This is a genomic window from Acidicapsa dinghuensis (assembly GCF_025685685.1).
Classification (GTDB): Bacteria; Acidobacteriota; Terriglobia; order Terriglobales; family Acidobacteriaceae; genus Acidicapsa; species Acidicapsa dinghuensis.
On the sequence record NZ_JAGSYH010000006.1, the window covers coordinates 53,771 to 80,650 of the forward strand.

General features: G+C 51.8%; 19 protein-coding genes. 4 read left to right on the plus strand and 15 right to left on the minus strand.

What is annotated here, in order from left to right; genetic code table 11:
• Positions 1-19: 19 nt before the first annotated feature.
• From OHL22_RS18450 to OHL22_RS18465, 4 genes are all read left to right on the plus strand, one after another.
• The gene (locus OHL22_RS18450; protein WP_263340673.1) at positions 20-2,104 is read left to right on the plus strand and encodes a DUF5050 domain-containing protein; all 2,085 of its coding nucleotides are present in this window, start codon (positions 20-22) and stop codon (positions 2,102-2,104) included.
• 850 nt (positions 2,105-2,954) lie between these two features.
• Positions 2,955-3,383: an Ig-like domain-containing protein gene (locus tag OHL22_RS18455; RefSeq protein WP_263340677.1), complete on the plus strand. Its 429-nt coding sequence runs from the start codon at positions 2,955-2,957 to the stop codon at positions 3,381-3,383.
• Positions 3,380-3,694: a hypothetical protein gene (locus OHL22_RS18460; protein WP_263340681.1), complete on the plus strand. Its 315-nt coding sequence runs from the start codon at positions 3,380-3,382 to the stop codon at positions 3,692-3,694. Before OHL22_RS18455 ends, OHL22_RS18460 begins: the two co-directional genes overlap by 4 nt.
• 38 nt (positions 3,695-3,732) lie before the next feature.
• Positions 3,733-4,044 carry a hypothetical protein gene (locus OHL22_RS18465; protein WP_263341205.1) on the plus strand — a complete coding sequence of 104 codons (312 nt, stop codon included), beginning with the start codon at positions 3,733-3,735 and terminating at the stop codon, positions 4,042-4,044.
• Here the strand turns inward: OHL22_RS18465 and OHL22_RS18470 are convergent.
• From OHL22_RS18470 to OHL22_RS18540, 15 genes are all read right to left on the minus strand, one after another.
• Positions 3,946-4,299: a uracil-DNA glycosylase family protein gene (locus tag OHL22_RS18470; RefSeq protein WP_317890909.1), complete on the minus strand. Its 354-nt coding sequence runs from the start codon at positions 4,297-4,299 to the stop codon at positions 3,946-3,948. The genes OHL22_RS18465 and OHL22_RS18470 overlap by 99 nt on opposite strands.
• An 891-nt stretch (positions 4,300-5,190) precedes the next feature.
• Positions 5,191-6,210: an ATP-grasp domain-containing protein gene (locus tag OHL22_RS18475; RefSeq protein WP_263340686.1), complete on the minus strand. Its 1,020-nt coding sequence runs from the start codon at positions 6,208-6,210 to the stop codon at positions 5,191-5,193.
• A gap of 676 nt (positions 6,211-6,886) precedes the next feature.
• The gene (locus OHL22_RS18480; protein ID WP_263340688.1) at positions 6,887-10,981 is read right to left on the minus strand and encodes a non-ribosomal peptide synthetase; all 4,095 of its coding nucleotides are present in this window, start codon (positions 10,979-10,981) and stop codon (positions 6,887-6,889) included.
• A 9-nt stretch (positions 10,982-10,990) separates the two neighbouring features.
• Complete coding sequence (locus OHL22_RS18485) at positions 10,991-12,250, minus strand: cytochrome P450 (RefSeq protein WP_263340691.1); 1,260 nt, start codon at positions 12,248-12,250, stop codon at positions 10,991-10,993.
• Between the two features lie 5 nt (positions 12,251-12,255).
• Entirely contained in the window at positions 12,256-14,073 is a 1,818-nt protein-coding gene (locus OHL22_RS18490; RefSeq protein ID WP_317890910.1) for a non-ribosomal peptide synthetase, read from the minus strand.
• Between the two features lie 803 nt (positions 14,074-14,876).
• A complete protein-coding gene (locus tag OHL22_RS18495) occupies positions 14,877-16,007 on the minus strand; it encodes a glycosyltransferase family 4 protein (RefSeq protein ID WP_263340697.1) in 1,131 nt (376 codons plus the stop codon).
• Between the two features lie 45 nt (positions 16,008-16,052).
• Positions 16,053-17,147 (minus strand): glycosyltransferase family 4 protein, encoded by a 1,095-nt coding sequence (locus OHL22_RS18500; RefSeq protein ID WP_263340700.1) that lies wholly within the window; start codon positions 17,145-17,147, stop codon positions 16,053-16,055.
• Positions 17,148-17,253: 106 nt separating this feature from the next.
• Positions 17,254-18,435: a glycosyltransferase family 4 protein gene (locus OHL22_RS18505; RefSeq protein WP_263340702.1), complete on the minus strand. Its 1,182-nt coding sequence runs from the start codon at positions 18,433-18,435 to the stop codon at positions 17,254-17,256.
• A 90-nt stretch (positions 18,436-18,525) separates the two neighbouring features.
• Complete coding sequence (locus tag OHL22_RS18510) at positions 18,526-19,611, minus strand: O-antigen ligase family protein (RefSeq protein ID WP_263340705.1); 1,086 nt, start codon at positions 19,609-19,611, stop codon at positions 18,526-18,528.
• Between the two features lie 336 nt (positions 19,612-19,947).
• Entirely contained in the window at positions 19,948-20,886 is a 939-nt protein-coding gene (locus OHL22_RS18515; protein WP_263340708.1) for a glycosyltransferase family 2 protein, read from the minus strand.
• Between the two features lie 25 nt (positions 20,887-20,911).
• Complete coding sequence (locus tag OHL22_RS18520; RefSeq protein ID WP_263340711.1) at positions 20,912-22,204, minus strand: oligosaccharide flippase family protein; 1,293 nt, start codon at positions 22,202-22,204, stop codon at positions 20,912-20,914.
• A gap of 108 nt (positions 22,205-22,312) precedes the next feature.
• Positions 22,313-23,203 (minus strand): WecB/TagA/CpsF family glycosyltransferase, encoded by an 891-nt coding sequence (locus tag OHL22_RS18525; RefSeq protein ID WP_263340714.1) that lies wholly within the window; start codon positions 23,201-23,203, stop codon positions 22,313-22,315.
• Positions 23,184-24,185 (minus strand): NAD-dependent epimerase/dehydratase family protein, encoded by a 1,002-nt coding sequence (locus OHL22_RS18530; RefSeq protein WP_263340716.1) that lies wholly within the window; start codon positions 24,183-24,185, stop codon positions 23,184-23,186. The genes OHL22_RS18525 and OHL22_RS18530 overlap by 20 nt, the downstream gene beginning before the upstream one ends.
• Positions 24,186-24,518: 333 nt before the next feature.
• Entirely contained in the window at positions 24,519-25,265 is a 747-nt protein-coding gene (locus tag OHL22_RS18535; protein ID WP_263340717.1) for a CpsD/CapB family tyrosine-protein kinase, read from the minus strand.
• 47 nt (positions 25,266-25,312) lie between these two features.
• Entirely contained in the window at positions 25,313-26,872 is a 1,560-nt protein-coding gene (locus OHL22_RS18540) for an ExeA family protein (protein WP_263340719.1), read from the minus strand.
• Positions 26,873-26,880: the final 8 nt, after the last annotated feature.

Genomic DNA, 26,880 nt, shown 5'->3' on the forward strand with positions numbered 1-26,880 from the left:
TCACTATCCAGGAAAGGGGATGAATATGACAGCACCAGTAGCCGAAAGTACCGCGAGCGATATTCAAAACCAAATCGGAAATAACTCCACAGCTTCCAGCCCATTCGTGACCGCGGACGAGGTGATTTTTTTTCGGGGACCGAACAACAAGCTGATGAGAGTGAACAGCGACGGGACGGGTCTATCACAGCTCGGGAACAACACCACCAACTCCACACCGTTTGTCACCTCCGACGGCTGGGTATGGTTTCAGGGAACAGACGACAAGCTATACAAGGTGTTCAACGACGGAAGCCAGCTCTCGCGGCCTGGTGCCAATGACACCACCTCCAGCCCGACCGTGGTGGGTGGCTGGGTCTACTTCCGGGGCAAGAATAACCAGCTGTATCGCATGGACTCGGCGGGATCGGAACAAACATGGATCGGCAAACAGAACACCAATTCCACGCCGTTCGTCACCTCCGATGGATGGGTGTGGTTTCAAGGCACGGACAACAAGTTGTACAAGATATTCAACGACGGAAGCCAACTCTCGCGGCCTGGGGCCAATGACACCATCTCCAGCCCGACCGTGGTAGGTGGCTGGGTTTACTTCAGAGGCAAGGATAACCAGCTGTATCGCATGGACACCGCGGGATCGGAACAAACATGGATCGGCAAACAGACCACCAAATCCACGCCGTTCGTCACCTCCGATGGCTGGGTGTGGTTTCAGGGCACGGACAACCATCTGTACCGGGTGTTCAACGACGGAACGCAGCTAACGCGGCCCGGTGCCAATGACACCGCCTCCACGCCTGTAATCGGACGCGTGGAAATCAGTGAAGGGACAGTCGGAGAGTGGGTGTACTTTCAGAGTACGGACAACAAGCTGAATCGGCTGTTCCAGCCGGTGGCTCCCATCGCGACAGGCACGATGCGGCCTAAGTACTACATTCTGACGGTGCTGTACGCCCCGCCGGGGATGAATGGAGGCGGCAGCGTCAGCAGCGTTTTGGGTAATGTTGTCTCTTCGGTCAATTATTCGAGCGCTAGCAGCACCGGAACTGCAACTTCAGTCAGCAGCTCGTTCAAGGACGGCGTCACTGTTGAGACGAGCATCGGCTTGAACATTCCCCTTCTGACGAAATTCGAAGTAGATGCCCAGTTCAATGCATCACAAACTACCACCGACCAGACGTCAGAGACCATCACCTCGAGCACAACCTTCGCCCAGAACGTGCCAGGGCCCGGCGCGGACGGAATTAATCATGATCACGACATGTTCGTACTGATGCTTAATCCGCTAATCGGCGTCGCCATCTATCCCGGCAACATCATGCAATGGAATATGGGAGTCAATGGCCCGGTGATGAACATACAGTTTCCCTATGTGGGCTGGCTCAAAAATCCGAGCACAATGCCGCCGGGAGTGAAGCAACAACTCGACGCCGCCGGCCTGACCGCGGCGGACTATGCGCAGATACTTACCGCGAATCCATTCGCGCAAGGCGCAACGGCGATCGACTCGAACCGCTTTGTGCCGACGCCGCAGACGTATCCCTACCAGCCGCCTTTCAGCGCCAGCGATCCGGTGTTCACCAACACCATCACACTGCAGAGCTCGGTGACTGAAAGTGAGAACCATACGGTTCAAAATCAATACTCCGTGTCGGTTTCCGTTGAGGCCGACTTCAATCTTCTTCTTACACCGAAGCTGAAAATAACCGGCTCGCTGGAATGGACGAACACGAATTCGTACGGCACGAGCAGCACGTCGACTCAGACCGCCGCCGCGACGGTGGGTGGGCCGGCGTTTGGGTATTCCGGACCAACGGACGTCGTGGTTTACTGGGACACCCTCTACAGCTCGTTCCTGTTTGCGTTCCCGGCTGCGTCGCCAACGGTTGTTGGCACGCTAACAGACGCCAGCGGCAAGGTGGTCGCGAATAAGGCGATTACGCTTACGGTGGGCGGCAAGAAATTTGAAACATTTACCAACCAGCAAGGCCAATACCGTTTCTACGGCGCTCCCGCGGGCAGCGGCTCCTTGGTGGTGGACGGGAGCCCCTTTGCCATCACCGTCGGAGCGGGCGCCCCTCCCGGGAACATTCGGCTTCACTAGTCTGTCTTCCTGAGTTTGCAGACATTGTCAGGTAGTCTGCTGCGCATAGTAGACTACCTCCTAATCCATGTGATGCATCGCAGACCCTTCTCAGGGAATATCGACGAGTGTCCCTTGTGTTTTAGCCAACACCTCGTAGACCACATTCGAAGGCATCCGTCGTAGACGAGCAGGTGCCGCTGAAAGCATCTGATCAATGCTCAATCAGCCAGTGGAATTTGCGGGCTTCTGCCACTGCTCGCGTCTCTCATAGTTAAGCCTTTCAGCCTCCTCAGACACGCCATCGCGCGGAAGCAGCTGGTTCCCGTTCAGTTCGTACTCGTTCATTTCGCGGGCGGAGGCGAATAGGCATGAATGCCAACATGAAGTCTCGCCGGGGGAGATCCGACTTCGCCATTCCAATTCGGATTCTGAACGAGTGCAAAATCGTCAAGTCACTCATTGAGAAACAGAAAGGGCCCACTTGTCTGTATAGTCGGCATCTCGTACAGTGGGGAGCCATGACGTCACGAGCACTTCAACGGATAGGCCGTTATATGTCAACTTGCTTGCCCGAGGAACCCCAGGGCTTAAGGCGTGATAACCACGTTTGGAGTTGTCGAGTCGAAAGTGGGGATTACAGCCCGCGTGGAGGGAACCGGGCGAGAACGGTTGTAGTATTCGTTGTAGTCCAAGAGGTCGGGATGGCTATTGCACAGTTCCTCGCCCATAGTACTCATCTTCAACAATGAAACACTCTTTAGGCGGCTTGATTTATTTGGTGGAGCTGAGCGGGATCGAACCGCTGTCCTCCTCGTTGCGAAAACGATGAAGAACGAATTTTCAACAATTTAGCACAACACAGCCGACGGTGACGGTCACGCCAAGTTCAACGAGCCTCACCACGGCGCTGACGGTGACCGTGGCTGTTAGTGGCGGAGGCAGCAACCCGACGCCGACCGGAACCGTGGTCTTGTCGAGCGGCGCATACAACTCCGCGGTCACGAACCTAAGCGATGGAACGGCTACATTTACCGTTCCAGCGGGTGCGCTGATTACGGGAAGCGATGTGCTGACGGCCACCTACACACCGGACTCGAATAGTTCTTCGACCTATAACAGCGCTTCAGGAACGAGTTCAGTAACTGTGAATCCGGCCCCAGGCTTCACGCTTGCGCCTTTAACAGCCAGCGTAACGGTCGTCCAAGGCAGCAGCAACACCGACACGATCACTGTAGTGGAAGTGAATGGATTCACAGGCAACATACACTCTCTGCCAGCGGTTTACCGAGTGGGGTGAGGGCATCGTTCGGCACGAATCCGGCGGCGGCTTCGAGTGTGCTGACTCTGATAGCCCGCGGCACGGCGGCACTTGGCGGGCCGGTGACAGTGACGATTACCGTGACCTCCGGAATGCTGACCGCATTCACCACCTTCGCGCTCACTGTGAGCGCCGAGCCGACGTTCGCGGTTAGTGGCAGCAGTTCGTCGTTAACCATCGCTGCTGGCGCGACGACGGGGAACACTGTCACCATGACAGTGACTCCGGCGAATGGGTTTACAGGGACGGTGAACTTGAGCTGCGCGGCGGGGCGCAGACTTCAACGCTGACGATCTTTACCACGGCGGCAACGGTAGGAGAGAACCATTTGAAGAGGCTGTTATGGCCTGGAGTGGGAACCGCGCTTGCGCTGTTATTGTTCGGGGTTCCGCGTCGGAGACGATACTGGCCCACGATGTTGGTAGCGCTGGTGCTTTCCATTGCTACCGTTGCGATCGGATGCGGGAGCAGTAGCTCTAAGGGAGGCAGTGGGAATGCGGGAACCTCGGCAGGGATTTACACTGTGGCCGTTTCGGGAACATCAGGCAGCATCACCGGCACGCTGGATACGGTCACCTTGAATCAAACTGTATGTGTTTCGTTTCCGATCCTCGCCGTTGCGGGAATGCAGAACGGCTGATGTATGAAGCGTCGCGACAACAGGTGGCAATCCCCGAACCACTTGTAATCGTCCATGAGATTCAGTGATTCGAGATTTTGATCCCAAGATTGACTGTGCTGCCGTAGCGCCAAGACAGATCAATAGTTTTGGCCGAGCTACCTCTAATTCAGCATCGAGCCATGGGCGACAAGCATGAATCTCCTTCATAAAGATGTCATAACAGCTTCGCGCGAATCGTGCAGCTGTGCGATTTACTTCGCAGACGCTGCGCATAATGGTTGTCTACGATCCTTCTCACACGGTTGACTTTGACCAGATCTGGCGTGGGAAGAAGCGGACCTAGTTTCAAATGGCGGTTTGCGTCGCGCGCCTGACTATTCGCTGTCAGATAACCAGGAGTATCTTTAGTTGTGCCGACGGTGCTTCGTGATGGTCTTCGTTCCTGAATAGAAATATCAAGCCAGAGCAAATCGCGACGGCGCCAGCCATTTGATAACCGGCTGATTGACTATTCCGCAGCGGGAGACACGTGAATACGGCAACCCTTGTATTACCAGAGATGACGAATCAGATTTTCCAAATCTTGGACTTCACATGTGCCCATCTGGAATCTCCATCCAGGAGCGCTCGGACTTCACTTGACGTGATGTCATATACCCAATCGCCATAAAGCATGAGCACGTGCCGGCAATCTGTGCACGTGAAATTCTGGCTGCTCCAATGACGGTTGATTTTTTCGCAGTTGGGGCAGGCTACGTCAAAAGCCTTTCCTGAGTAAGATTTACTGACGATTCGGATAACCTTTATCCAATAATAGAGATCTATGATGAGTGCCAGGAGACCTATCGGCCAATAAAAAACCGTCGCCGGAATGCCTATCAGAAAAAAAATCGCGAAGAAAAGTTTTCCAGAAAAGCCCCGTACACGACGAATTGTTGCCGGTTCCAAGAGGGAGGTTTCCCGCCTGCGACACCTCGCAAGTTCAGCCGGCGGTAGGACAATGACGCTCATATTACCAACGTTATATCCGATGGCTGTGAATGACCCACTTCGAAATGGTCAAGCCGGCTACAACGTTAGCGCTGTCAATCGGCGGCACGGCTCTCTCTGTGGATTACCGTGAGTATATATCTGCCGCAGAATTTCGGTCTAGATTGGCAGCGGTCACGACCATTTCGCCATTTTCTCGCGCTTGGGCATCCGCAAATATTGATAGGCGCGGCTTAGCCATTGCCTATCTGGCCAGGACTCCCGCAGTAACTCCTGGCAGAGCGCTGGCTCTTCGATGGGCATATCGTGGTGTCCTGACGTTAGATAAACACTATCGGGATCCCAGTTCAGCGTTTGGGGAAACAACGCTATGATTGGGTTTTCAATGCAGTCTTCAGGGGCTTTAGACACTTCACCCGTGATACGGGCGATTAGAGCGGCGGCTAAACTGTCCTGACCCGGCAGACGTAGGTGCCCAAGTTGCGTCGCGCGCGGATTTAACTCGATTAGGTATGGGACGGCAGTTTTCTCGTCGATGATAAAGTCCAGGCCGAAGAAGCCATTAAACATAAATTGCCGAGCCAGCAGGCGAGTCGCACGGTCGATTTCGTCATTTTTTATCAACCGGACAACAATCGCTGCGCCGGTTTGTCCCTGGGAGGCCAATACTTCGACTGTGACTGCAGAAAGAACCTCGCCCTGCCAACACGCACACATGGTGTTTGCTGGATGCCCCTGAATAAATTGCTGAATCGTCAATCCTTGTTCCCGGCGTCGTCGCAATGACATCAGGCTGCGAGGATGACGATTAATTAACCATCGCTTCCACGCAACTCCAGATCGAACGGGGCCGCTCAGTCTTCGGAATTCAGCAATTGCCTTGGCTTTGGAATCGACGATCGCCACGCCGGCGCCACCCCACGTGCCGTCCAATTTAATGACGGCCGATCCGTCCAGGGGCCAATTTTCCATGTCCTCTTCTGAGATCACAGTTCGAGTGAGAGGCACACGAATGCCCAGCTTGGCAGCGGCCTCCAGCGTCTCCGCTCTGCTCTGAATGGTCGCAAAACCCTCTTTGGCGCAGAGGGAATATTCGATGAGAGATTGCATTTCAGGATATTTGGCATGGAGCTCATGTAAATGCCAGACCGCAGCGTCATCGCAGGGAACAAGAAGATCCGCGCCAGTGGCCAAAATCGCGTTCCTAAGAGATCTTGCCGGATCAAAATTGGCGTACGAGTGCAGCGACTCGAGCCCCGTCACATGTCTGAGCGGGTGAGATGGTGGACATATCCCCGAGACGCTACATCCAGAGCGGAGGAAAGCGAGAGCCAGGCGTGCTGAGGATGCCCACCACAATCGCGAACACAACAGCACGTTCGGTCGCCGATATTCGTTCACTTCACCAAGCCCCACTTAGTTAATTGTGACATGCGCAACTAGATGCAGATTGTACAAAAAAAACGCGATAAGGTATTTTTCATTTCAATGAGGTGTGGCTGTTTTGTCTATAACCTGCAGGTGTTAGAAGGAGCCGAGAGCCGTAACCACTTTAAGGAACATTTAGTTATCAAGAGAGAGTAGGTGAACAGGTACTTTCGTCGACTCGGCTATTTCAGCGTGGGTTCTTACGTGCGGTCAATTGCTGCGTTTCTGGGACGCACAAGTTTGGGTTCTCGCATCTTTGGCACTTCAATGCAGAGTTGGAGGCAAAGAATGCCGAAAGGCATGCAACTTTTTTTTTGCCGCCCTTCGTAGGGCTTCTGCCAATTCCTAAGGCCCATGGACTCACCGTGCATTTGACGCAGGATTCACGGCTAAACGAATCTCAAAACATGTGGCAGTTTGCGGTTAGACGGCTGCTGCCGCATCAGCCTGCAGTTTGCAGATGCGAGTTGATAGCTTCCGCTACGCCACGAACATGCGGAATTCTTATCAATTCGCTGTGATGTCCGTCGACATATTGGAAATGAAAATCTCCCGCAATGACTGATCGCCAGCCGTCCAGGTAGTCGACTTGCGGAGGACGATCAGATGCCATGAGTAAGAGTACCTTTCCTTGATACTTTGCAGGCCGGTATGTAAGTGCTGCAGCTTCAATCATTTCCTGCGCTGCACCCAATTCTGTTTTGGCGTAGGTTCGATGGGCCATGATGGAGAGGCGCTTGAACAGACGCTTGCGAAAATCGACGACGTTTTTTCGCAAGCCCGTTCGAATGACCCGCTGCACACTGTACTGCGCGCGCCGCATCATCAATAGCAGGGATCTTCGCCTCTCGAGATAGGAAGGGTTTCTTGCATCCAAAAGCACCAGAAGCGATACCTCGTGTCCACTCGATTTCAACTGTGTGGCAATCTCGAAAGCGAGAATCCCGCTAGCGCACAATCCACCGATGATGTAGGGCCCTTGCGTTTGCGAGGCGAGTATCTTAAGCACATGTCTTTGGGCGATGCTCTCAAGTGTTGGTGTTGGCCCCAGGGCGGCGATGTCCTCCGATGTCAGCGCCAACGACAAGAACGGGCGATGGGTGCCGATCATCTCGGCGAGGTTACCGTTGAGATAGTGCACCCAGAAAATGCTGTTCCCGGTGCCTTGCGATTGAAGCGGTATAACTCCGGGGATCGGAGACAAATTCTCATGGACGGATCTTCGGAGGAGTCGAGCCTGCTGCCGTACCGTTGGATTATGAAAGAGTTCTGCAAGCGAGATTCGCCGGCCGAATTCAGAAGTGATACGTAACTGTAAAGCGGCCATGAGCATCGAGTGGCCACCCAGATCGAAGAAGTTGTCTGTAGGGCTGATATATTTTCGGCCGAGAACGTGTGCCCACATCGCAACGATGCGTTCTTCATCCTCAGAACTGGATTCCTTTTGAGCAGGAGCGGCTTCGTTCGCGACGGGAGCTGGCAATTTCGCGCGGTCTATCTTGCCATGAGGCGTCAGCGGGATGAACGGAAGCACAACCAGATCTGAAGGAATCATGCTTTCGGGTAAGCTGGCTTCCAGGAAGACTCTCAACTCATGAAGTGTCGGCGCGGGAGAATGTCTTTCGACGAGATAAAGGCTTAAACGCATTTCACCGGAAGTCTCCGGCCATGCACGCGCGGCGGCAGCGGCGACATTGGAATGTTTCAAAACTGCGGCCTCAACCTCCTCAAGTTCAATTCGAGATCCGCGAATCTTGACTTGATTATCTGTGCGGCCAAGCACTTGAATTTTGCCGTCAGGCCGGCGTCGCGCCAAGTCTCCAGTTCGGTAAACCAAACGTCCACTAATGGAATGCACTCGAACGAATCGATCTGCGGTCAATTGCGGCTGACCACGATATCCTTTTGCGAGCCCTATTCCACCCAGAAATAACTCTCCCTGAACTCCAATCGGTGTAAGACGCAATTGAGCGTCCAAAACATACGCTTCCGTATTTGCGATCGGGCGCCCAACCGGAATCCCAGTCATCTTGCCGCTCAGATTCGGGCCAACCTTATCGATCACGGACCAGATGGTTGTTTCAGTCGGGCCGTACATGTTCCAGACCTCAGCCCCAACAGCGAGGAGCTTGTCTGCCAATTCACATGGAAGAGCTTCTCCACCACATAGAATCCGCAAGCATTTATTTTGTTTGCTGTCATCGCTTCCTTGTGCATTATCCCAGCCGGAAAGCAGCAAGTTGCGCCACGTAGATGGAGTCGCCTGCATGACGGTGCAGCCAGAGGTCTGAATAACCTTCGCGAGCAGAAAAGGATCTCGCGCTTCTTCTCGTGTGGCGATGACAACTGTTCCACCTGAAATGAGTGGCAGGAACATTTCCAAAGCCGCAATGTCGAATGACATCGGGGTTATCGCGAGAAGTATGTCCGAAGGCCCATAGCCTGGAGTTCGCTGCATCGAAAGCAATAGGTTGACCAAGCTTCTCTGCAGAATCTCTACAGCCTTGGGTTGTCCGGTTGTTCCCGATGTGTAGATCAGGTATGCAGTGTCATCTGGGCTTCCGGAGCTCCGAATCTGCGCTTCCGTTTGAGCTGAAGGATTGGACAAAGTGTCATTTTCCAATAAAGCTCGATTGTTGCTGAGCTCATCAACGAGCAATACGGGGGCGGCAGATGATCCAATCTGCGTTAGCAGAGTTCGTTGTGTCAATATCGCAACAGGTCTGGCATCCGCGAGGAAAGTAACGATGCGTTCTGATGGAGCTTGAATGTCGAGAGGAAGATAGGCCGCACTCAGCTTCAGGATTGCCAGCAAACCAGCCAGCAAGTCGATGGAGCGATCGACCGCTACAGCGACGAGCGAACCTCGCTTCACTCCGAGGGAACGAAGCTGTGTGGCGAGCTGATCTATGCGCACGTTAAGCTGCTCATAGGTGTGCGCCTGTGCTCCACAAACTACAGCCAGAGCCTTCGGAGTTTTGCGTATCTGATCCTCGATAAGTTGCTGTAGTGTGATCTGCGGAAATTCGCTGACCGTATCGTTCCAGCCGTTGGGTCCCAGCAACACATCTTGTTCTTCGCGGGTTAGTATTCCGAGGGAGCCGAGAGGGCTTTCTGGATTATCGACAATCGATTGGAGCAATACCAGAAGGTTAGCAACCATCCTCTGAATAGTGATAGCGTCCCATATATCAGTGTTGTAGAAGAAACGCGCGTCGATGTTATTCGGGCGATCGCCGAATTCTAGGTATAAATCGAATTTGCTGGTGCCGACTGTAACATCGGTCTCGGAAATATTCCATCCATCGGCGATGGGCGGCATCGGAGGCCGAACCGTAAAAAATGCCTGGAATATAGGATGCCTACTCGTATCCCGTCTCGGGTTGACAGCTTGGACAACACGGTCAAAAGGCAACTCTGCTGCCGCTATTCCTCCAAGGACTGAATCGCGCACTTGTAGCAAATAGTCTGAGAAACTCAAATTGGCGAAAGGGTGAGATCGGACGGCAAAAGTATCCAGAAAATATCCGATCACATTCTCAAGTTCAGGCCGTCTTCGAGCGTCAGTTGCGGTCCCCACGATTACATCATTTTGAGCGGTATATCGAAACAATAAAGTTTTGAAGGCGGCAAGCAAAGTCATATATAGCGTGACGCCATATTTGCGGCTTAGAACTCGCAGACCATTCACCAATTCGGCAGACACATCGAAACATGCCATCGATCCGCGATAGCTCGTGATCGGTGGGCGTGGTTTATCTTCGGGAAGTTGGAGAGTGGGTAATTCGCCGGAGAGATTTTCAAGCCAGTATGCAAGATGCTGCGTCACTTCGGGAGAAGAGACGTGTTGCGCTCTCCAGATAGCGTAATCGCCGTACTGAAGCGATGGGAAGGGAAGTGCAGATGGCTTTCCACGCTCAAGACTCGCATAGATTGACGTCAGTTCTGGCATGAAGACGCGAGCAATGGATACTCCGTCAAAAATAATATGGTGAAATGTAAAGTAGATCCGGTGCTCATCAGGAGCTATACGAATGATATGTGCGCGGAAAAGAGGCGCGGTATCAAGTGAGATGGGTTTTCGCGTGTCTGCAGTAGCTATTCGCAGAGATTCAGTTTCGGCTTCCGTGCGAGGCAGCATGCTGAGGTCGACAAAAGGCAATGGTATGTGAAGGAGCTGATGAACGATCTCCTCGCCGTCTGGAGCGAAGCTTGTGCGCCATGCCTCATGCCGTCGAAGGACTTCCTGAAGCGTCTGCCGAAAGATCTCAGGATCGAAACTGCCATGCCGGCGAATAGTGAAGGGCTCGTTGTAGACAGGCAATTCAGGCTGTTGAGCAGCATGAAGCCAGACTCTGCGTTGCTCGGCCGAGAGGGGAATGGATGCGCCTGGAGGGCGTGGATGAATGGACTCATCCTGTTTCTTCCAACCTGGCGCAGAGCCGCGAAGCCGCTGCTCGAGCAAACGGCGCTTGGCATCCGATAGGCCGTCTTTCCTTCCTTCCGATTGCACAGGGGGTATTTCGCGGGTCGCCATATATAGCCTCTAATTGAGGGGGGTAGAGGGATCGAAGCTAATGTTGAGAGATGTCAAACCGCGCAAGCCGGCATTTCCGCGCCAATTCAACTTTTCTTCGCACAATATTGGATTTGAAATTCGACTCAAAAGTTTATTGAAAGCGATTTGCCCTTCCATGCGAGCCAAGGGAGCGCCGAAACAGAAGTGTGCTGCCCAACCGAATGCCAGGTGTCGATTGTCGGCACGAAGCAGGTCCAGGCGATCAGGATCGTGAAATCGGACGGGATCCCGGTTTGCGGCCGCCAAAGCAGCCACAACTCGTGAACCTTTTTCAATGATTTTTCTGCCTAGCTGCATATCTGCGGGCGCAATTCTTGCAGTGTGTTGGACGGGAGATTCATAGCGCAGCAACTCTTCGACCGCCGATGCTGCGATCTCCGGGTGACTCCGAAACTGTTCGAAAGCCTGTGGCTTGCGAAGTAGAGTGAGAAAACCGCTTGCGATCAGATTGGTGGTCGTTTCATGTCCGCCGATAAGAGTGATGATCGCATTAGCAATCACCTCGTCATCCGAAAGCTTGTGACCATCAACCTCTGCCATCATCAGCGAATAGATCAGACCGTTGGTGGGCCGTCTGCGTTCCTCTTCCATTCGGTCCGCAATATAGCTTTTCATTTCTTCCAGACTTTGGACGATCTCGGCGACTCGGTCCGGGTGATGTTGAAAATTGCCGAGTACTTCTGCTATGTCAATCACCCATTCCTGGAGCTGAACACGATCTTCAACCGGTACGCCGAGCATCCTCGCCGTCACGGTCGCTGGCAAAGGGTTCGCAAAATCAACGACCATGTCCATATGTCCCTGGGTGATGATTTTGTCGATCAGTTCGTCCGCAATTGTTTCGATCACGGATCGTAAGCCTTCGACCCTCCGTGGGGTAATGGCTGCGCCGCAGATGGCGCGCAACCGAGCATGCATGGCGCCGTCCATGAATAACATTTGCTTAAGCATCACCTGGGCAAATGGCTTCATGAAGGACAACCCCAACTCGTCGAGATAAGCAGGCGGAGGAGTCCGGTCGGCTGAATAATCTCTCAGCACCGTTACAACTTCTGGATAGCCAGTGACCAGCCATGCATGCATGTATGGATCCCAGTGCACAGGCTCAAGCTCTCGTAACTGCCGATAGAGCGGATACGGATCTGAGATGACATCTGGGTCGAGAAGCCGTAGAAGTGACAAACTTTCGTCAGGCTGCACAATCGTGTCCTCGCTTGACGCTTGCATAGTTTTTACTCCGATAAATAAGCTTCTGCTTCTTCGTCGCTCATAGCATCGATGGCATCGACAAGCAGTGTCTCGAGCACGACTGCAAGGCGTCTCGCGGTCGGAGCTTTGAATAGTTGTGATAGCGTCAGATCAACATCAAAAATCTGACGAAGGCGCATTACCAATTGCATTCCCAATAGTGAGTGTCCTCCCGCCAGGAAGAAGTTGTCATCTATGCCGATCTTCTGGTTGCCAAGTAAATCGCGCACCATTCCGAGCAATTTCTCTTCGGTTGGCGTCGAAGGTTGTACCGCAGCAACTTTGTCCAATGTTTCCAGATCACTCGATTCGTCGAGTTTCTTCAGATCAAGTTTTCCACTCGACGATATCGGCAAAGAGCGGAGTCGCACAAAAATCGACGGAATCATATAGTCAGGGAGACTACGAAGCAGATGCTCCTGTAACTCCTGTGACCCTACTTCCGTTTGCTCATCCTTGAACAAGACATAGGCGACCAACTGATTTTCACCGCTGTTCGAGATCTTCACGATTGAAGTCGCGAAGTCGATTGCGTGGTGTCCATTGAGAGCAGTACTAATCTCATCCAACTCCACTCGATATCCGCGTATCTTTACCTGGCGATCGTATCTTCCGCGAAACTCGATTTCTCCATCCTCACGTTCAATCCCACGGTCACCGCTGCGATACATACGAGCCGTCGGCGATCCGGTAAACGGGTCGGCGAGGAAGTACTCCTGGGTCATGACGGGCAAATTTCTATAGCCTCGTCCTACTCCATCACCACCGATATAAATCTCACCCTCGCTTCCTTTCTCGACCTGCTCGCCGCGCTCGTTGAGGAGATAAACGTTTGTGCCCGATATTGAGCGTCCAATAGGCGGAGTTCCTGTTGCGCCAGTTTTGAGGAGCGCGGAGGTTGCGACGACCGTACACTCTGTTGGGCCGTAGTTGTTGATGACTTCGAATGGTAGCTGCGATGTAGGACCCTTCAGCAAGGCGTCGCCCCCGGTAAGTAAAAACCGTAGAGCTACGGTGGCCGGCCATTCCATCTGGATCAAACGTGCAGCAAGGACCGTAGGGACAAAAGCGATCGTTATCCTCTCACGAATCAGCCAGCTCTGCAGTAGTTCCGGCGACGTTCGTAATGCCTCCCCTGCTAGACATAGACAGGCACCCGCATTCAGGTTGGGCCATATTTCCCACACGGCGGCATCAAACCCTAGGCCCGCGAGATGACTACATCGATCGTCGGGGGTAACATGAAATGCGCTTTCATGCCAGCGGATGAGGTGATCGAGATTAGCATGAGTAATCTCGACACCCTTAGGAACTCCAGTGGTTCCGGAAGTATAGATGATGTAGGCGAGACTTTGTGGATCGATTACCCGTCGATCTGCCTCTGGAGCCGCGGCAATTTCCGCAGCGTCACGAGCTGGATCGAGGCCGATGACGTCAAGCTGCAGGCGATTGAGCATACAGGTCCTGGCCACCAGAACACGCGCTCCACTGTCTCGCACCGCGGCTTGTAATCGCGCATCTGGCCATGCCGGATCGAGGGGTACGTACGCCGCACCTGCCTGCATGACTCCGAGTGCCGCGACGATCCACTCAAAAGAACGTTCCATGCAGATAGCAACGGCTTGTCCTGAAGAAAGGCCAAGCTTGATCAAGTGCCGCGAGAATAGATCTGCTTTGCAGACTAATTCTTCATAGGTTAGCTGTTGAACTCCGTAGCTCAAGGCAATAGAAGACGGGTGAGCATCCCGCATTCTTAAAATTCGTTCACAAACGGAGTGAACATCCCGGGTTGGTGCTTGCATGGGCAAAGTCTCCTGGGTGTGTGAATAGAAAGACACTGCTACTGCTCTTTCATAGGATGCCGTTGGATGTGAATTCGTGTATTTGTGGGCGATGGAAGTTGATATCGTCGCTGGTCGTAGTGTTCCATTTTGGCTATCATGCTTTGACTAGAATCGGGTGATACGTTATTGGGTTCAATCCAACGGAAGTGTCGATTCGGTCCAGGAGTGGCGTTGAAGCCTCCGTGTTCACCTTGCGTACAAAGCAGCGCTTTGATTGCATAACCTCGTCGAAATCATCAGCTGTGTGGATGTTTCTCAAAGAGTGGTGAATCACATGAAGATTTGCCGTCTTCCACATTCCACGTCCGGTGTAGGTAAGAACAGGGATGCTTCATAGACAAAGGGTGAGTTTTGAAGGATTGCTTGGAAATAGTGTTCTTCGGGGCAATGAAAATATCTGAAATAGCGCCCGTATTCTTCGTGCTCGGAACTGAACTCGAGAGCATATCTGCCGAACTCTGAAATGATGGCCTACCGCGAAGACCCTGTACAGATTGCCGCGTTGAGAAGCCTTCGTTTAACGGTATTGCGGCTATGGTTGCTACCTTGTGGAGAGCCTTGTCGAACTTGCCAGCCGGCAGCCACGCATCGCGAAAGGTGTAGCTCCGAGCAAGCTTAAGATAGTGTTCGGGCGAGTCTTCCACATTTACCAGGTTGAGATGTTGACGAAATTCCTGACTGTAACAATATTCCTTGATATACGGGAGCCGCACTCCTTCAAAGGTCGTTCGTCGTCGATATGCACGGAAAAAGATACTTTCTCACAACAGATGATTTTGCGAGAGACCTTGAATGCTGAGTAGAGCTGACTCAATCCTTTCTCGATGCTTCTCGATTGTTCCGTTCTCTGAAAACCAAATACGATTCTTTCTACCCATGACATTTCGTAGTTCCTGATCGGTAAGGAGCTTGGCAAGGCATTCAGCGACGAGATCCGGCCTCTTTGGTTCAACTACAAAGGCGCCGCCGCTGCCACCAACAATGTCGGGAATGCCGCGCCAGTTCGTTGTCACGATCGGTAACCGGAAGCTCATAGCCTCAATCAAAACGACAGGCGAGCTCTCAGCGAAATAATGGCTGGGAAAACAGAAGACATCTGCTTCCTTGAATACCTCTGCCTTCTTGTCGTTAAACACAACTCCGGGGAAACTGAAATGTTGTTTAAGCCCCCGGCTCGCTATCAAAGCATCGATCTCCTCGCAAGTGGTACCAAAGCCGTACGTACCTGCGCACACCACTCGAAAAGATATTCCGTTTTCCTTTAAGAGCGAACAAGCGTCAATCAGAGTAAGAAGACCTTTCCCCTCGCATAGAATTCCCATGAAGAGAATGCAGGGAACATAGGGCTCGATATGCCTGTTATTTAACGTATGCTTTTCTGCGCAGTCAGGAATTCCATTGGGAACGATAGAGATCGATCTTGCACCCAATACGGAGCCGGCTACCGAACTGCTGTGGGCGGTAAAAATTGCGAGATCAGCATTACGGTATGCAATGTTATACAAGGGTCTCAGTAATCGCGGGAGCCTGGGATAGATTTCGGTTAGGCCTGCAGCGTGGAAATGAAGGACAGTGAATTGAAACATCCAGCGAGTTCCCGCCAGCAGCAAGATGTCTCGGATCACTGCGATCAGATTCGGTCCCGCTGGAGGGAAGTACAAAATTTTGGCCCGGCTCCTCAATCGAGCGCGAACGATGTCTACAAAAGTGCTTAGCAGAATCAGAATCTTTCGAAACTGAAAACTACCAACCTCCTCGATGTTTCGTGAAAACTTCGTGCGAACGTGGTGCAGCCTGATGCCATGATATCGACCTTTCAAAAGCTCCTCGATCATGGTCGTTTGGCCATTGATCGGCGGTGGGGTCTGGCCCACAATTAACACATCTTCCATCTCTTGTCCTTGTGTTTGTCGCATTTTCTATTGCTTGGTCTGGATTTACTTAAGTTCAAGACCAAAACCGAATTCTTTCTGGTTTTCGGTGTTAAGAATCACGGCTCGAAATGCGTTTAAGGTCATCTGAGCGATTGCAGGCCATTCAAACGCTTCGAGAGGTGCTCGATCAGAACGGCTGGTATGCATCGCCCAGTCAATTCCTTGGCTGAGATCGTTTGAGGTCAGCTCGCCTTCATAGAAGCGGATCCACTCTTTGCCAACGTTTTGTTGCAATTCGGGTAAGGCACCCTGCGCAACAGTCAACAACGGCAGGTCCATCGATAAAGCCAGCAACGCACTTCCCGAGTTGGAGATCTCACGGTACGGCAGCACCATGAGATCTGCGCTGCGGAAGTGAGTCTGGATATCTTCTGTTGAAACCCAACCGATACGAAGTAAGATTCGGGGATCGCCATGAACGGAACTGATCAGTTCATTCAATGCGACGTCTGGAGATAAATTGCCCACAATACAGAGGCGCCATTCCTGATACGCAGATTGACGAAAAGATCGAATCAGATGCGGGACGTTTTTATATCCACTGATTCTTCCGAAGAAGAGAAAAACGCGGCACTCTGCCGGAAGGCCAAGTGATTTGCGAGCATTTTCACGATCTACATCGCATGGAATAACGCTTCGATAGTGGCCGTGAGGTACAACAAATCCTGGAACATTCTTGAGACCCGGAAATTGTTTTTGAGCAGCGATGAGTCCGTCAGAGCTGAGGAAAATCACTCCGTCAAGGAGGCGAGTAAAAAGAAACCAGAAATAAGATTCCAATCGAGGATGCCGGCGTCTATGGCTGACCAGGTTGTGTGCAGTCCAAAAAACGCGTGTTTTACGAGACTTGGCCCACACGATACAAGCAAGGACGAGATGTATCCCCGCAATCGCTTTTAACAAATGGCTACCCAAATGGCGTTCCGGCCAATGAAAATGGAAAACCTGGTGTCTTCCAAACAACGCCCGGCGCAAAGAGAATTCTTCAACTTCGACACCTAACTCCTGTAAATGTTCATAGAGAAGCGAGCAATATGGATTACCTGTTCTGGGGTCAAATGCGGGCGCCCCCAAAATCTTGAGCTTGATGTCGGGCAAGCGACTCTTCCTCCTGGAGACGATCGGACGACCGCATCCGGTTTTTGCTGCTACAACATTGGTTTGGCTCAATCAGAGTGAAGCCGCGTATCAGTAATATCGAGGATCAATCATTAGCAGTTCTGGTGAGGGATTCTCTTGCGAAAGAAGAGGAAGCTGATTTACGCATGGCTAAGCACTTATGAACCCCAACCCTATAGTTCTCGACCATGGCCTCCATGGTGTATTGGTTTCCGCTTTCATGCGCGCCACGGCGAAGGCGCTCCATCAAGGATGGATCGAAGAGAACATTAAGAATGGAATCCGTGAATGCTTGAACATCATGGGCGACGAGCAGGCCGTTGTGGCCATGTTTGACATAACTAATCTCAGGCGGATGCGTATTAAGAACGGTTGCTATCAGAGGCAGTCCAGCGGCGAAACAATCCACGACAGCCAAGCCGACCGTTCCACCCAAAAGAAAAACATCAGCCATTTTGTAATAGATGGCACCTTGTTCGTGGTTCTTGAAGCCGACATAATGAATCCACGGCTCATGCTCTATTTCACGCTGCAACTGAACTCGATCAGGGCCATCGCCAACGATTATGAGATGAAATTCGGGGCACTTTTTCTTGGCCGAGCGGGCGGCTTCAAGCAAGAAGGGAAGCTCTTTGATCGCGCCGATGAATCCGCAATACAGGCCGATCCGACTCGAAGACTGTCCGGTAAGAGCGATTTTTGCTTCTTCGACCTCTTCTTCGGAAATATTGCTGATAAGTTGTTTGAGCTCTGCTGTGTCAGTTGCGTTCTGTACGTTGGTGACCCTGTCTGGAGACATGCCCCTTGACTTCAGGTAGTCAGCGATAGATTCGGTATATGCGAACCACCAGTCCACCCATGTGAAAAAGTGCTGTTTAAACCATTCCGTCATCGGAGAGCGGTCGGGATGCCGATTCGGACCGAGTCCCCAGAAAGCGACCTTTTTAAGGCCAAGTGCAGACATTGTCATGATTGCTGGATTGATGAGAAATTTCACCTCCGATCCGACAATCACTAGATCCGACGCAAGTACGTCCTCCCAGACGTCTTGATAGATGAAGCGTCCGAAAAACCAACGGCCTTTGACACGCTTGCCAATCGGCGGCTGTAAATCAATTCGGTCTTTCCGTTCCGCTTGAAGGGTGTTGGAGTTGCTATACGCTACGGTTAACACGATGCCGTCCCGTTGAAGTGCTTTATACAGTCCCTCGAAAAATGCCAGACGGTAATGTTTCATTTCCGACTGGACAATCAGAACCTTACGCATGGGTTTCAAGCCTCCCGGAAGATAGATCTGAAGCGAAAAGGATCAAGACGGTGATCGTGAGCAAGAGAGGTGGTGCACCGTAGAGCAAGGTTATAAAGGGATGTCGGTTGATAGATGAGCTCTAAAGCGGGCCATGCTCAGAGGCATCTCGTCTTCAACGATCGCCAATTCCTGTTCTGAATTTAGCGACAGCAGCAGACCGCAGAAGATGATCCAAAGGCAGCCGGTACCAACCATAGAGCTCTCTGTGAGTTGATAAAAGAACGTAAACGCAAGAAAGGTAGCAGGCCATCTCCTATAGCCTTCCGGTCCATTCATGAAGTAGACATATGCTCTTTTACCTAGAATCGCCAACAACACCAGATAGGCGAGAAGGCCGATGAGACCTACTTCCAGGGTGAGGTCGATATAGCCGTTGTGAGCATGAGGGGCACTGTCCCAGTTGATCGCTTCCCGAATCCTCCTGGCGGGCACAGAATCATAAGTCCAGAATGCTTCGTATCCATATCCCAGTAGAGGCTTGTCTTTTATGCTGTCGATGGCATATCGCCACAGGTCTGTGCGACCCGTGAGGGAAGGATCTTTATCGAGGTGTGTGGTTACCGAATCGAGATTGGTACTGACGTAGTAGATTGTGAGCAGTGAGCCAAGGGCAATGCTGCAGAGGGCAATTCTGCGCGGGACCGGCTTCCATTTCAAGACCGGCAAGAGCGCAAATACCGCTACGACGATCGCCATATATCCGACGGAACTTGTTGATTGAGAAAGAATCCCGATCACGATTCCACACGCGACCGTGACAAACCTGACGACAAATGACTTACGAAACGTGCACAGACACGCGGCTACAGTGAGGCATACCGTTTTGCCAAAAACGTTTTTAACACCGAAGAGTCCATGCCATGCTGAACCTTCCATCTCCTGACCAGGTATCAGTCCTGGTGCCAGCAGTTCGACGAATACACTCAAAGCCACTATTGATACCAGCGCAATGCAGAGCAAACGCAGTTGCTTTTCAAAGGAGTAGTGGATGCTCAGATCAAGAGCGACCAGAGTGGAACTGAACAGCGTTACCCAGGTATGGAGCGTCTCATTGCGGTCAATCGACCAAAGAAAGGAGCTCAGTGTTAGAACAAGAAATAGAACGAGGGCTTTGTTCTCCCGCAGTAAAGCCACGGCATCGCGTCTCCGCAAGAAAACGCGGATGAACGCTATTCCAAAGATCGTCGCGGAAACAGCCTTGAGGTAGGGTGATCCTTGGCTAGCTGTCGCAAGATCTCCTGTGTCCAGGAACAATGACGCAAATGCGCCAATCGTAAGTACGAAGACGCAAACGAAATAGCTGTCTCGAATCAGACTGACAATGTGTTTGGGTATGGTCATGGTTTATTCATTCCATGTGCTATGGCGTGATGATTGGGTAGCTACAACAACCATCAAAGAAACAATGGCTCAAAGGCGAGTAAGGTCTCCCGGCAGATATGGCCATTATGTAGACCGGCCGTACTGTGGCTAGTGGTCCCACGACTGGCGACGGAATTTTTCCGATGCTCCCCACCACATCGCCCGCAAGATGGCTTCGATTCTGAGTTGGGGCGAAAGCGACTTTAGGAAAGTGCCTGCGATCTCTCGATGCTCGAGTTCAAGTCCGCCTGTTGCCCAAAGCTTTCCCAATCCGTGAGCAAATATCTTCGTCCCAAGATGTTGGAGAATGCGAAATTCTCGGGACAGACACATTCCAAGCAAAATGTCGGAGAGACCGACGATCCTTGCCTTGTCGCTTACTCTTCGTGTGTATGCATTGCTTCGGTGAATTCGCTGGAGAGTCAAAGGTTCTGATACGAGCCATCCACTCGATAAGGAATAGGCTGCGAACTTTAAATAGTTGTCGCTTGAAATTCCACTCTTAATTCGCAACGTCTCAGGCATTGGAAGAATGTGGCCGAGAGTCTCTCGTCTGAACGAAAGACCGGAAGTGCTGGTGAAAACGTAAGGTGCGTGGCCGTTGGCCACAATGCCGCGCGCATCGATCTTGCCCTTATGCACGTTGGCAGTCCAAGGAAACCACTCTTTTGTGGTGTCCTCAAAGTGGCGAGCTCTGTCAAAGCACCATCCGATCTCAGAGTCACCGGCGAAGATCTCGACGATACGTGCCACTTTGTGTGGTTCGAAAATATCGTCGGAATCGAGGAAGCATATGAGAGGGCCTCTGCTAACTTGAAAGCCGGCATTGAAAGCAGATGACTGACCACCATTTTCCTTAGCCACCAAACGGATACGATCGCCATAAGTGGCAAGTACCTCCGCCGAATTATCGGTGGACCCATCATCTACGACTACTACCTCTATGTTTGCGTAGGTTTGAGCCAAGGCACTATCGATGGCCTCGCTAAGAAATCGACCATAATTGTAATTGTTAACAAGGATGCTAACCAATGGCGCCTCATGCATCTGTCCATTTCCTCTCAGCAGGTTGTTAGAAATCGCCGACTTCCGCTGCGACGAGTTGGGATCTTCGTTCTTGCCGTCTCGATAGACTTGCAAGAGCTACGACATATAGGCATGCTAGTAAGCCATCACAACCTAGGCTTGACCAGGCAGCACCTCTCCAAGAGTAAGCTGGGATGATCCATAGATTGACCAGAACATTCACGCCGGCAACCAGAAATTGAATCATGGTGCGAATACCCTGATAGCCAGCTCCTGTAAGCGCATCCGCGAAGAAGAAGTGGAATGTTTTAAGAAACGGCAGTAATGCAAGCCACCGCAACGCCATCACAGCGTTTGTGTATTCTTTGCCGAGAATGTGAGGAAGAACGGGAGCAAAGAAAAATAGCGAAAACACAATAACGATCGCAAACCCAACTGGTTTGGGAAGAAGCCGCTTCATGTATTTGATGGAGCCGGAAATGCCTTCTTGTCCTGCCCGAAAACACCCTGGATAAGCCGCTGACAGAACTGATTTGACTGGGACCAGGGAAACATCGATCAGCCGATATGCAGCTCCATAGATGCCTGTTGCCGAGAGGTCACCCAGGCGAGCCAACATTGTCTTGTCGATATCGTTGTATACACTCTGAGCTGATTGCCCGGCTGAATAGTAGAAGCCTTCTAGCAAATCTCGTCGTAGCTGAGGTAGTGCGAGTGAAGGCTTGCCCAAGGTAGCGAACACCGCAGTCACGGATCCAACTGTTACTATCGCAGTTGCTGCGAGATAGACAACCGCCCACTGTTCCGCACTAGGGTGATGGATTATGCTCACAAGGACCAGCAGACCAATCAGCCTCGCAAGACTGGAATAGACGTTGATTTGAGCTGTCGCTCGAAACCTCTCCATGGCTCCGAACGCAAATGCGCAAAGGTCGGTCAGCCGACCCAATATCAAATCCGAGGAAGCGACCAATAGAAGGATTGCCCAAGGGATGCTTCGCGGCAGAAGAAATCTGCAGCTGCTGATCAATGCCAATCCGCAAAGTCCAGAGACTATGGTTATGAAAAGTCCATTTCCCCAGGAACTTGAAAAAGCGGCTTGATCTTGAACCACATTTCGAATGATCAGATTGCTTGTTCCGAGTCCTACGAAGGGAGAGAGAATTGCTGCTATTGCAACTACAGCCACGAATGCGCCGTACTGTTCTGGTCCCAGACTGCGTGCAATGATGACAAAATACGCAGCCTGGATAATCAACTTAAGCCCATTTCCCAGCATGACCCACAAAGTGTTCTTCTTCAGGTCACTGCGGGGAAGCCATTTTGATATGTACCTCATGCCTTCCTCATGGTTGGCGTTGGCGAGCGTCGTAACGACAGCATCTTGATAATCTCCTCCGGTTCCGTGTACACATCCGGATTGTTTGAATCGACTAGCCTGTAACGGTCAACCAGCTCGCTGGCCGAGTACTGGCACAGGCCTATCAGTTTGCGGACGTGCCGTCGTTCTCGCGGGTGTCATGATGAGATACCGACGCAGGCCGATGAGTTGGAGACACATAAGCCAAAGAAAGCGCGGGTTATTTTTTAGGTATCGTCCGGTCAGCCTGTGTGGCTCTCTCAGCATCCGAAGGAACCAATGCATGCCGGCGTTTTTAACCCAATCGGGCGCATCTTTACTGTGTCCGCTATGGACATCGAAAGCCGCGCCCACGCCTACCATGAGCTTTACAGGGAGTTTGCCACAATACTGTGACATAAATCTTTCCTGCTTGGGCGTGCTTATGCCACACCAGAGGATGTCAGGCTGTACCCTCGCGAGTTGGCGTTCTAGATACAATTCCTGATCCTTATCCAGTGGGCCAAACGGCGGGGTGTAAGTGCCCACAATTTTAAGGTCTGGAAAGCGCGCCAGGAGGGAGTCCCTAAGCTCTTCTGCAACACCTGGCTTGCCCCCATAGAGGTAATTCGTATAACCCCGTTCGACGGATAACTGACACATTTCCAGCATGTATTCCGGGCCGGAAACACGCGCCATCTTGTCGTGCCCCTGCCAATGACCGACCCATACGGTAGGCATGCCGTCGGGAGTGGTGAGGAAAGAAGCATTTAAGATCGACCGGAATCTCTCGTCCGTTTGCGCTTCCATGACGCCATGAACGCCTGTGACACAGACATAAGCCTGCATGTCTGACTGGAGAAGACGATCCGTGTAGTAAATCGCGTCAGTCATTGAAATCGCGCTGATTCCGACACCTAGTAGGTTCGCGCGTGGCTCCCCAGCCGAGCACCTTACTCTCAAACTCTTGCGTCGTTCTTTAAGCTCGGGATTCTGCATGGACGCCAACCTCCATCTGAGAACTGATCCAGTCATATGTCTCTCGCAGGCCGTCCCGCAGGGAAGTAGATGGCTCCCATGAAAGGCGCCGCCGAATCAAAGTATTGTCACTATTGCGGCCATTCACACCTTTAGGAGCATCCAGTTTGTATCTGCGCGTGAGCTTGATTCCTGCGAAATCCTCCGCAATGTCGACAAGTTGATCAATTGTCACGAGTTCGCTACTACCTAGATTGATCGGCTCATGGATATCTGCCTCCGCAATCATCTCGGTCCCTTTAGTGCAGTCATCGATATACATGAAGCTGCGCGACTGTTTGCCATCTCCCCATATTTCGATTTCGTGATTGCCTGAGAACTTTGCTTCCAAGACCTTGCGGCAAATAGCGGCAGGCGCTTTTTCACGGCCCCCCGTCCATGTCCCCATTGGTCCATAAACGTTGTGAAATCGAGCTACACGACACTCGAGGTTGAAATCCTCTTCAAAATGCCGGCACATGCGTTCGCTGAAGAGCTTCTCCCATCCATATCCGTCTTCAGCCAGAGCGGGATAGGCATCTGACTCGCGAAGTGCTGTTGCTCGTGGGTCTCGCTGTTTGTCGGCGTTGTACACGCAGGCCGATGACGAAAAGAAAAATCTCGAAACATGTGCCTCTTTTGCCGCCATAAGCAAATGCGTGTTAATGAGAACACTTAACATGCAAAGCGCTTTGTTGTTTTCAATGAACCCCATGCCGCCCATATTCGCAGCAAGGTTGAATACTACTGTTGCACCGGAGACTGCATCTCGGCAGTTATTGATCTCGTTGAGATCAGCCTCCACGTTCTCGACTTGAGATGAGGCTTGGTACCACTCTCCTATGGGTTTGATGTCCACGGCTCGAATTACGTTAACGCCATTGGTGAGAAGACTCTTAACCAGATGGCCTCCAATGAAACCACCTGCACCGCAAACAACTACATCCTCTTCTGCGAGTCTCAAGTCGTATCCTCCTTGGGTAAGTGCGTGACTCGTTCTATTCAACAGACCGCACTGTGCCTTACGTTCCTAAATAAGTCTCTGTTCACCTAAGGCAGCTGCAGGCGAAACAGAATCATCAGACTCTCGAAATCAAAAGGAAAGCTGATCGAGTGAAGACAAGCCAGCAATGCATCCTCGCAAGAGAATGCAATCAAACTAATCCGCGGTTTGTGATACTTGTGCTCCGTCCCGGAAAGACTGAACCTTTGCGAACTGTGCTCCCAAGCGGTGGTATGGGAGTTGCGCTCCTCACCTACGACATCACCAAAAGTGGCCGGTCACGGGAGGCATAAGTTAAATCCGTCTATAAAGTTGTTCGGGAATTGGGAAGGTTCGCTTGTTCAACACCGCTCCGAGAATAGGTATATCCGCGGAGCGTAGGGTCTGCGTTATCGCCGTTGCTGCTTCTTTCCGGGTTGAGTTTGCTTCCAGAACCAGCACAAGACCATCCGTGTGCTTGGCAATTGCAACGGCATCGGAATAGTGCGTCAGCGGCGGCGCATCGATGACTACAAAGTCAAACTGTTGGCGGAGCTGAGTGATCCTTCCAGCAAAGTTAGAAGAAGAGAACAACTCCGGAGAGTCGTCCGCTAGCTTCCCGGAAGAAAGCAACCAAAGTTTATCCTGAGACAAAGGCTTAACGAATGAAGAGATAGGCTCCTTACGCCGAAGGGCGTCTGCCAGACCATGATGATTTGTGGTGCCGAACATCTCAGGAAGAGCAGGGGAGCGGAAGTTGGCTTCCACCAGACACACTGGTTCAGTCGAATGCTTGGCAAGAACCTCGGCCACAGACGCGGAGATCTGGCTGCATCCACTTCGGTGGTCAACGCCTGCGAATACGACGACACGCGGCGGATCTTGCGTTTTCTGCAGAAAGATCTGCTGTACCAGGCGCAAGGCCTCATCAGTAGCCCATCGACTTTGATCACTGCTTCCAGCAATCAACTCCTCATGTGGAAAGACAGGTGCTGGAATGGATTCAGAGCGTCGGGACTGTTCTCTCTCCAGTTCCTGCAATAGTTCGAAATGCTTGCTCATGGTTTTCCTATCTCCTTGCGCCGATGTGCTGCCGTACACATCTGCGCTCACCTTTCTGTTTTGGCATTGTGAGTGTCGAGGGGAAGTGTAATGATCTGTCCTGGGTTCAGACGGTTCGGGTAGAGAACGGAGGGGTTGGATGCGAGTAGCTGCTCGATTAGTTCGGGAGTGCATTTACCGTAGACACTGTCGCAAAGCGCGGAGAGCGATTCGGCTTTCCTTACGCGTACCGATCCTCTGTGCGCGTGCGCAGTGCTGGGCACAGATTTCGGTTGATCGGCACTTTGACTGTCGTCTGTGCTGAGCGCAGGCATGGCTTCAGAGCTGGCCTGAATAACACGCCCCGGAAAAACTACTCGATAGTCAACTATTCCAAACCATACGCACACTCCTGTCACAAATGCGATAGTAACGACGGCTGCAAGCTTCCATGACGCTGAATTTGAGCCCCACCTTGAGTGGCGTTCGAAACCTGCGAATGCGGGGCTGTCGAGAAGCGCAACGTTGTTTGACGTTATCTCGGTATCCAAATCGGCTAATTCTTTCTCACTCGATATTTGGAGAGGATTATCGCTCGAAATGGGATCGTAATATTCGTAGATTTGTGATGCATTGGTCTGTAGGTCATGGTTCTGCGGTTCCGGAATTAAATGTTCAGACGACGCGATGAGACTACCGACGTCTGATTGGGCTGGATGGTCATCGGAGCTTATGAAAATCTCTTCTTTCTCTTCTGAGATTTCGAGAGGCGCACTTTCTGCAAATCCCAGCTGGCCCCCTTCGGCGGATAGCAGATGTTCTTTAACGCTCAGATCTGAAATAACTTCGTTGACGATTTCCGAATCGATCTTGTGACGCTTTAACGCGAACGCCAGAGACATTGCATTGAAGCAAAGGTTGTTGATATTTCGCGGTATGCCTTCGCTGTGTCGTGCAATCAATGCCAACGCGGAAGGAGTAAAGATAGACTCTTCCGTTTCCAGCCCTGCGTACCTAAGCCGATGGCGGATGTACGCTGCTGTTTCGTTCATGGAAAGCGGCGTCAAATGGGCGAAGATCGATATTCGTTGACGGAGTTGCAGCAAATCAGAGGTCATGAGCTTTTCGGCCAGTTGAGGTTGACCAGCAAGGACGATTTGCATCAACTTCTGGCTTGAAGTCTCGAAATTCGATAGCATTCGAACCGTTTCGAGTACGGAATCGTTGAGGTTCTGAGCTTCATCGAGTACGACTACTACAGATCTGTGTGCAGCGTGTTGATTAAGCAGGACCTTGTTTAATTGAGTTTGTAGATCAACCAGGCTCTTTCGTACATCCTTTGCTCCCAGATCGATTAAGATCGCACGAAGCAGGTCCATAGGCGTCGTGATCGTCTGAAAGAGGAATACTGTTGTTTTGGTATCTCGAAGTCTGCTCAATACCTCAAACAAAAGCGTGGTTTTTCCCATGCCGGGCTTTGCAATCAGCGAGACAAAGCCGAGACCGGATTGTAGCCCATAGAGAAGCGAAGCGAGTGCTTCACGATGCGAGGTGCTCGGGAACATATATTTCGGATCGGGAGTAACTCCGAATGGCTGCTCTCGTAGCTTGAAATGTTGCGCGATCATAGACAATC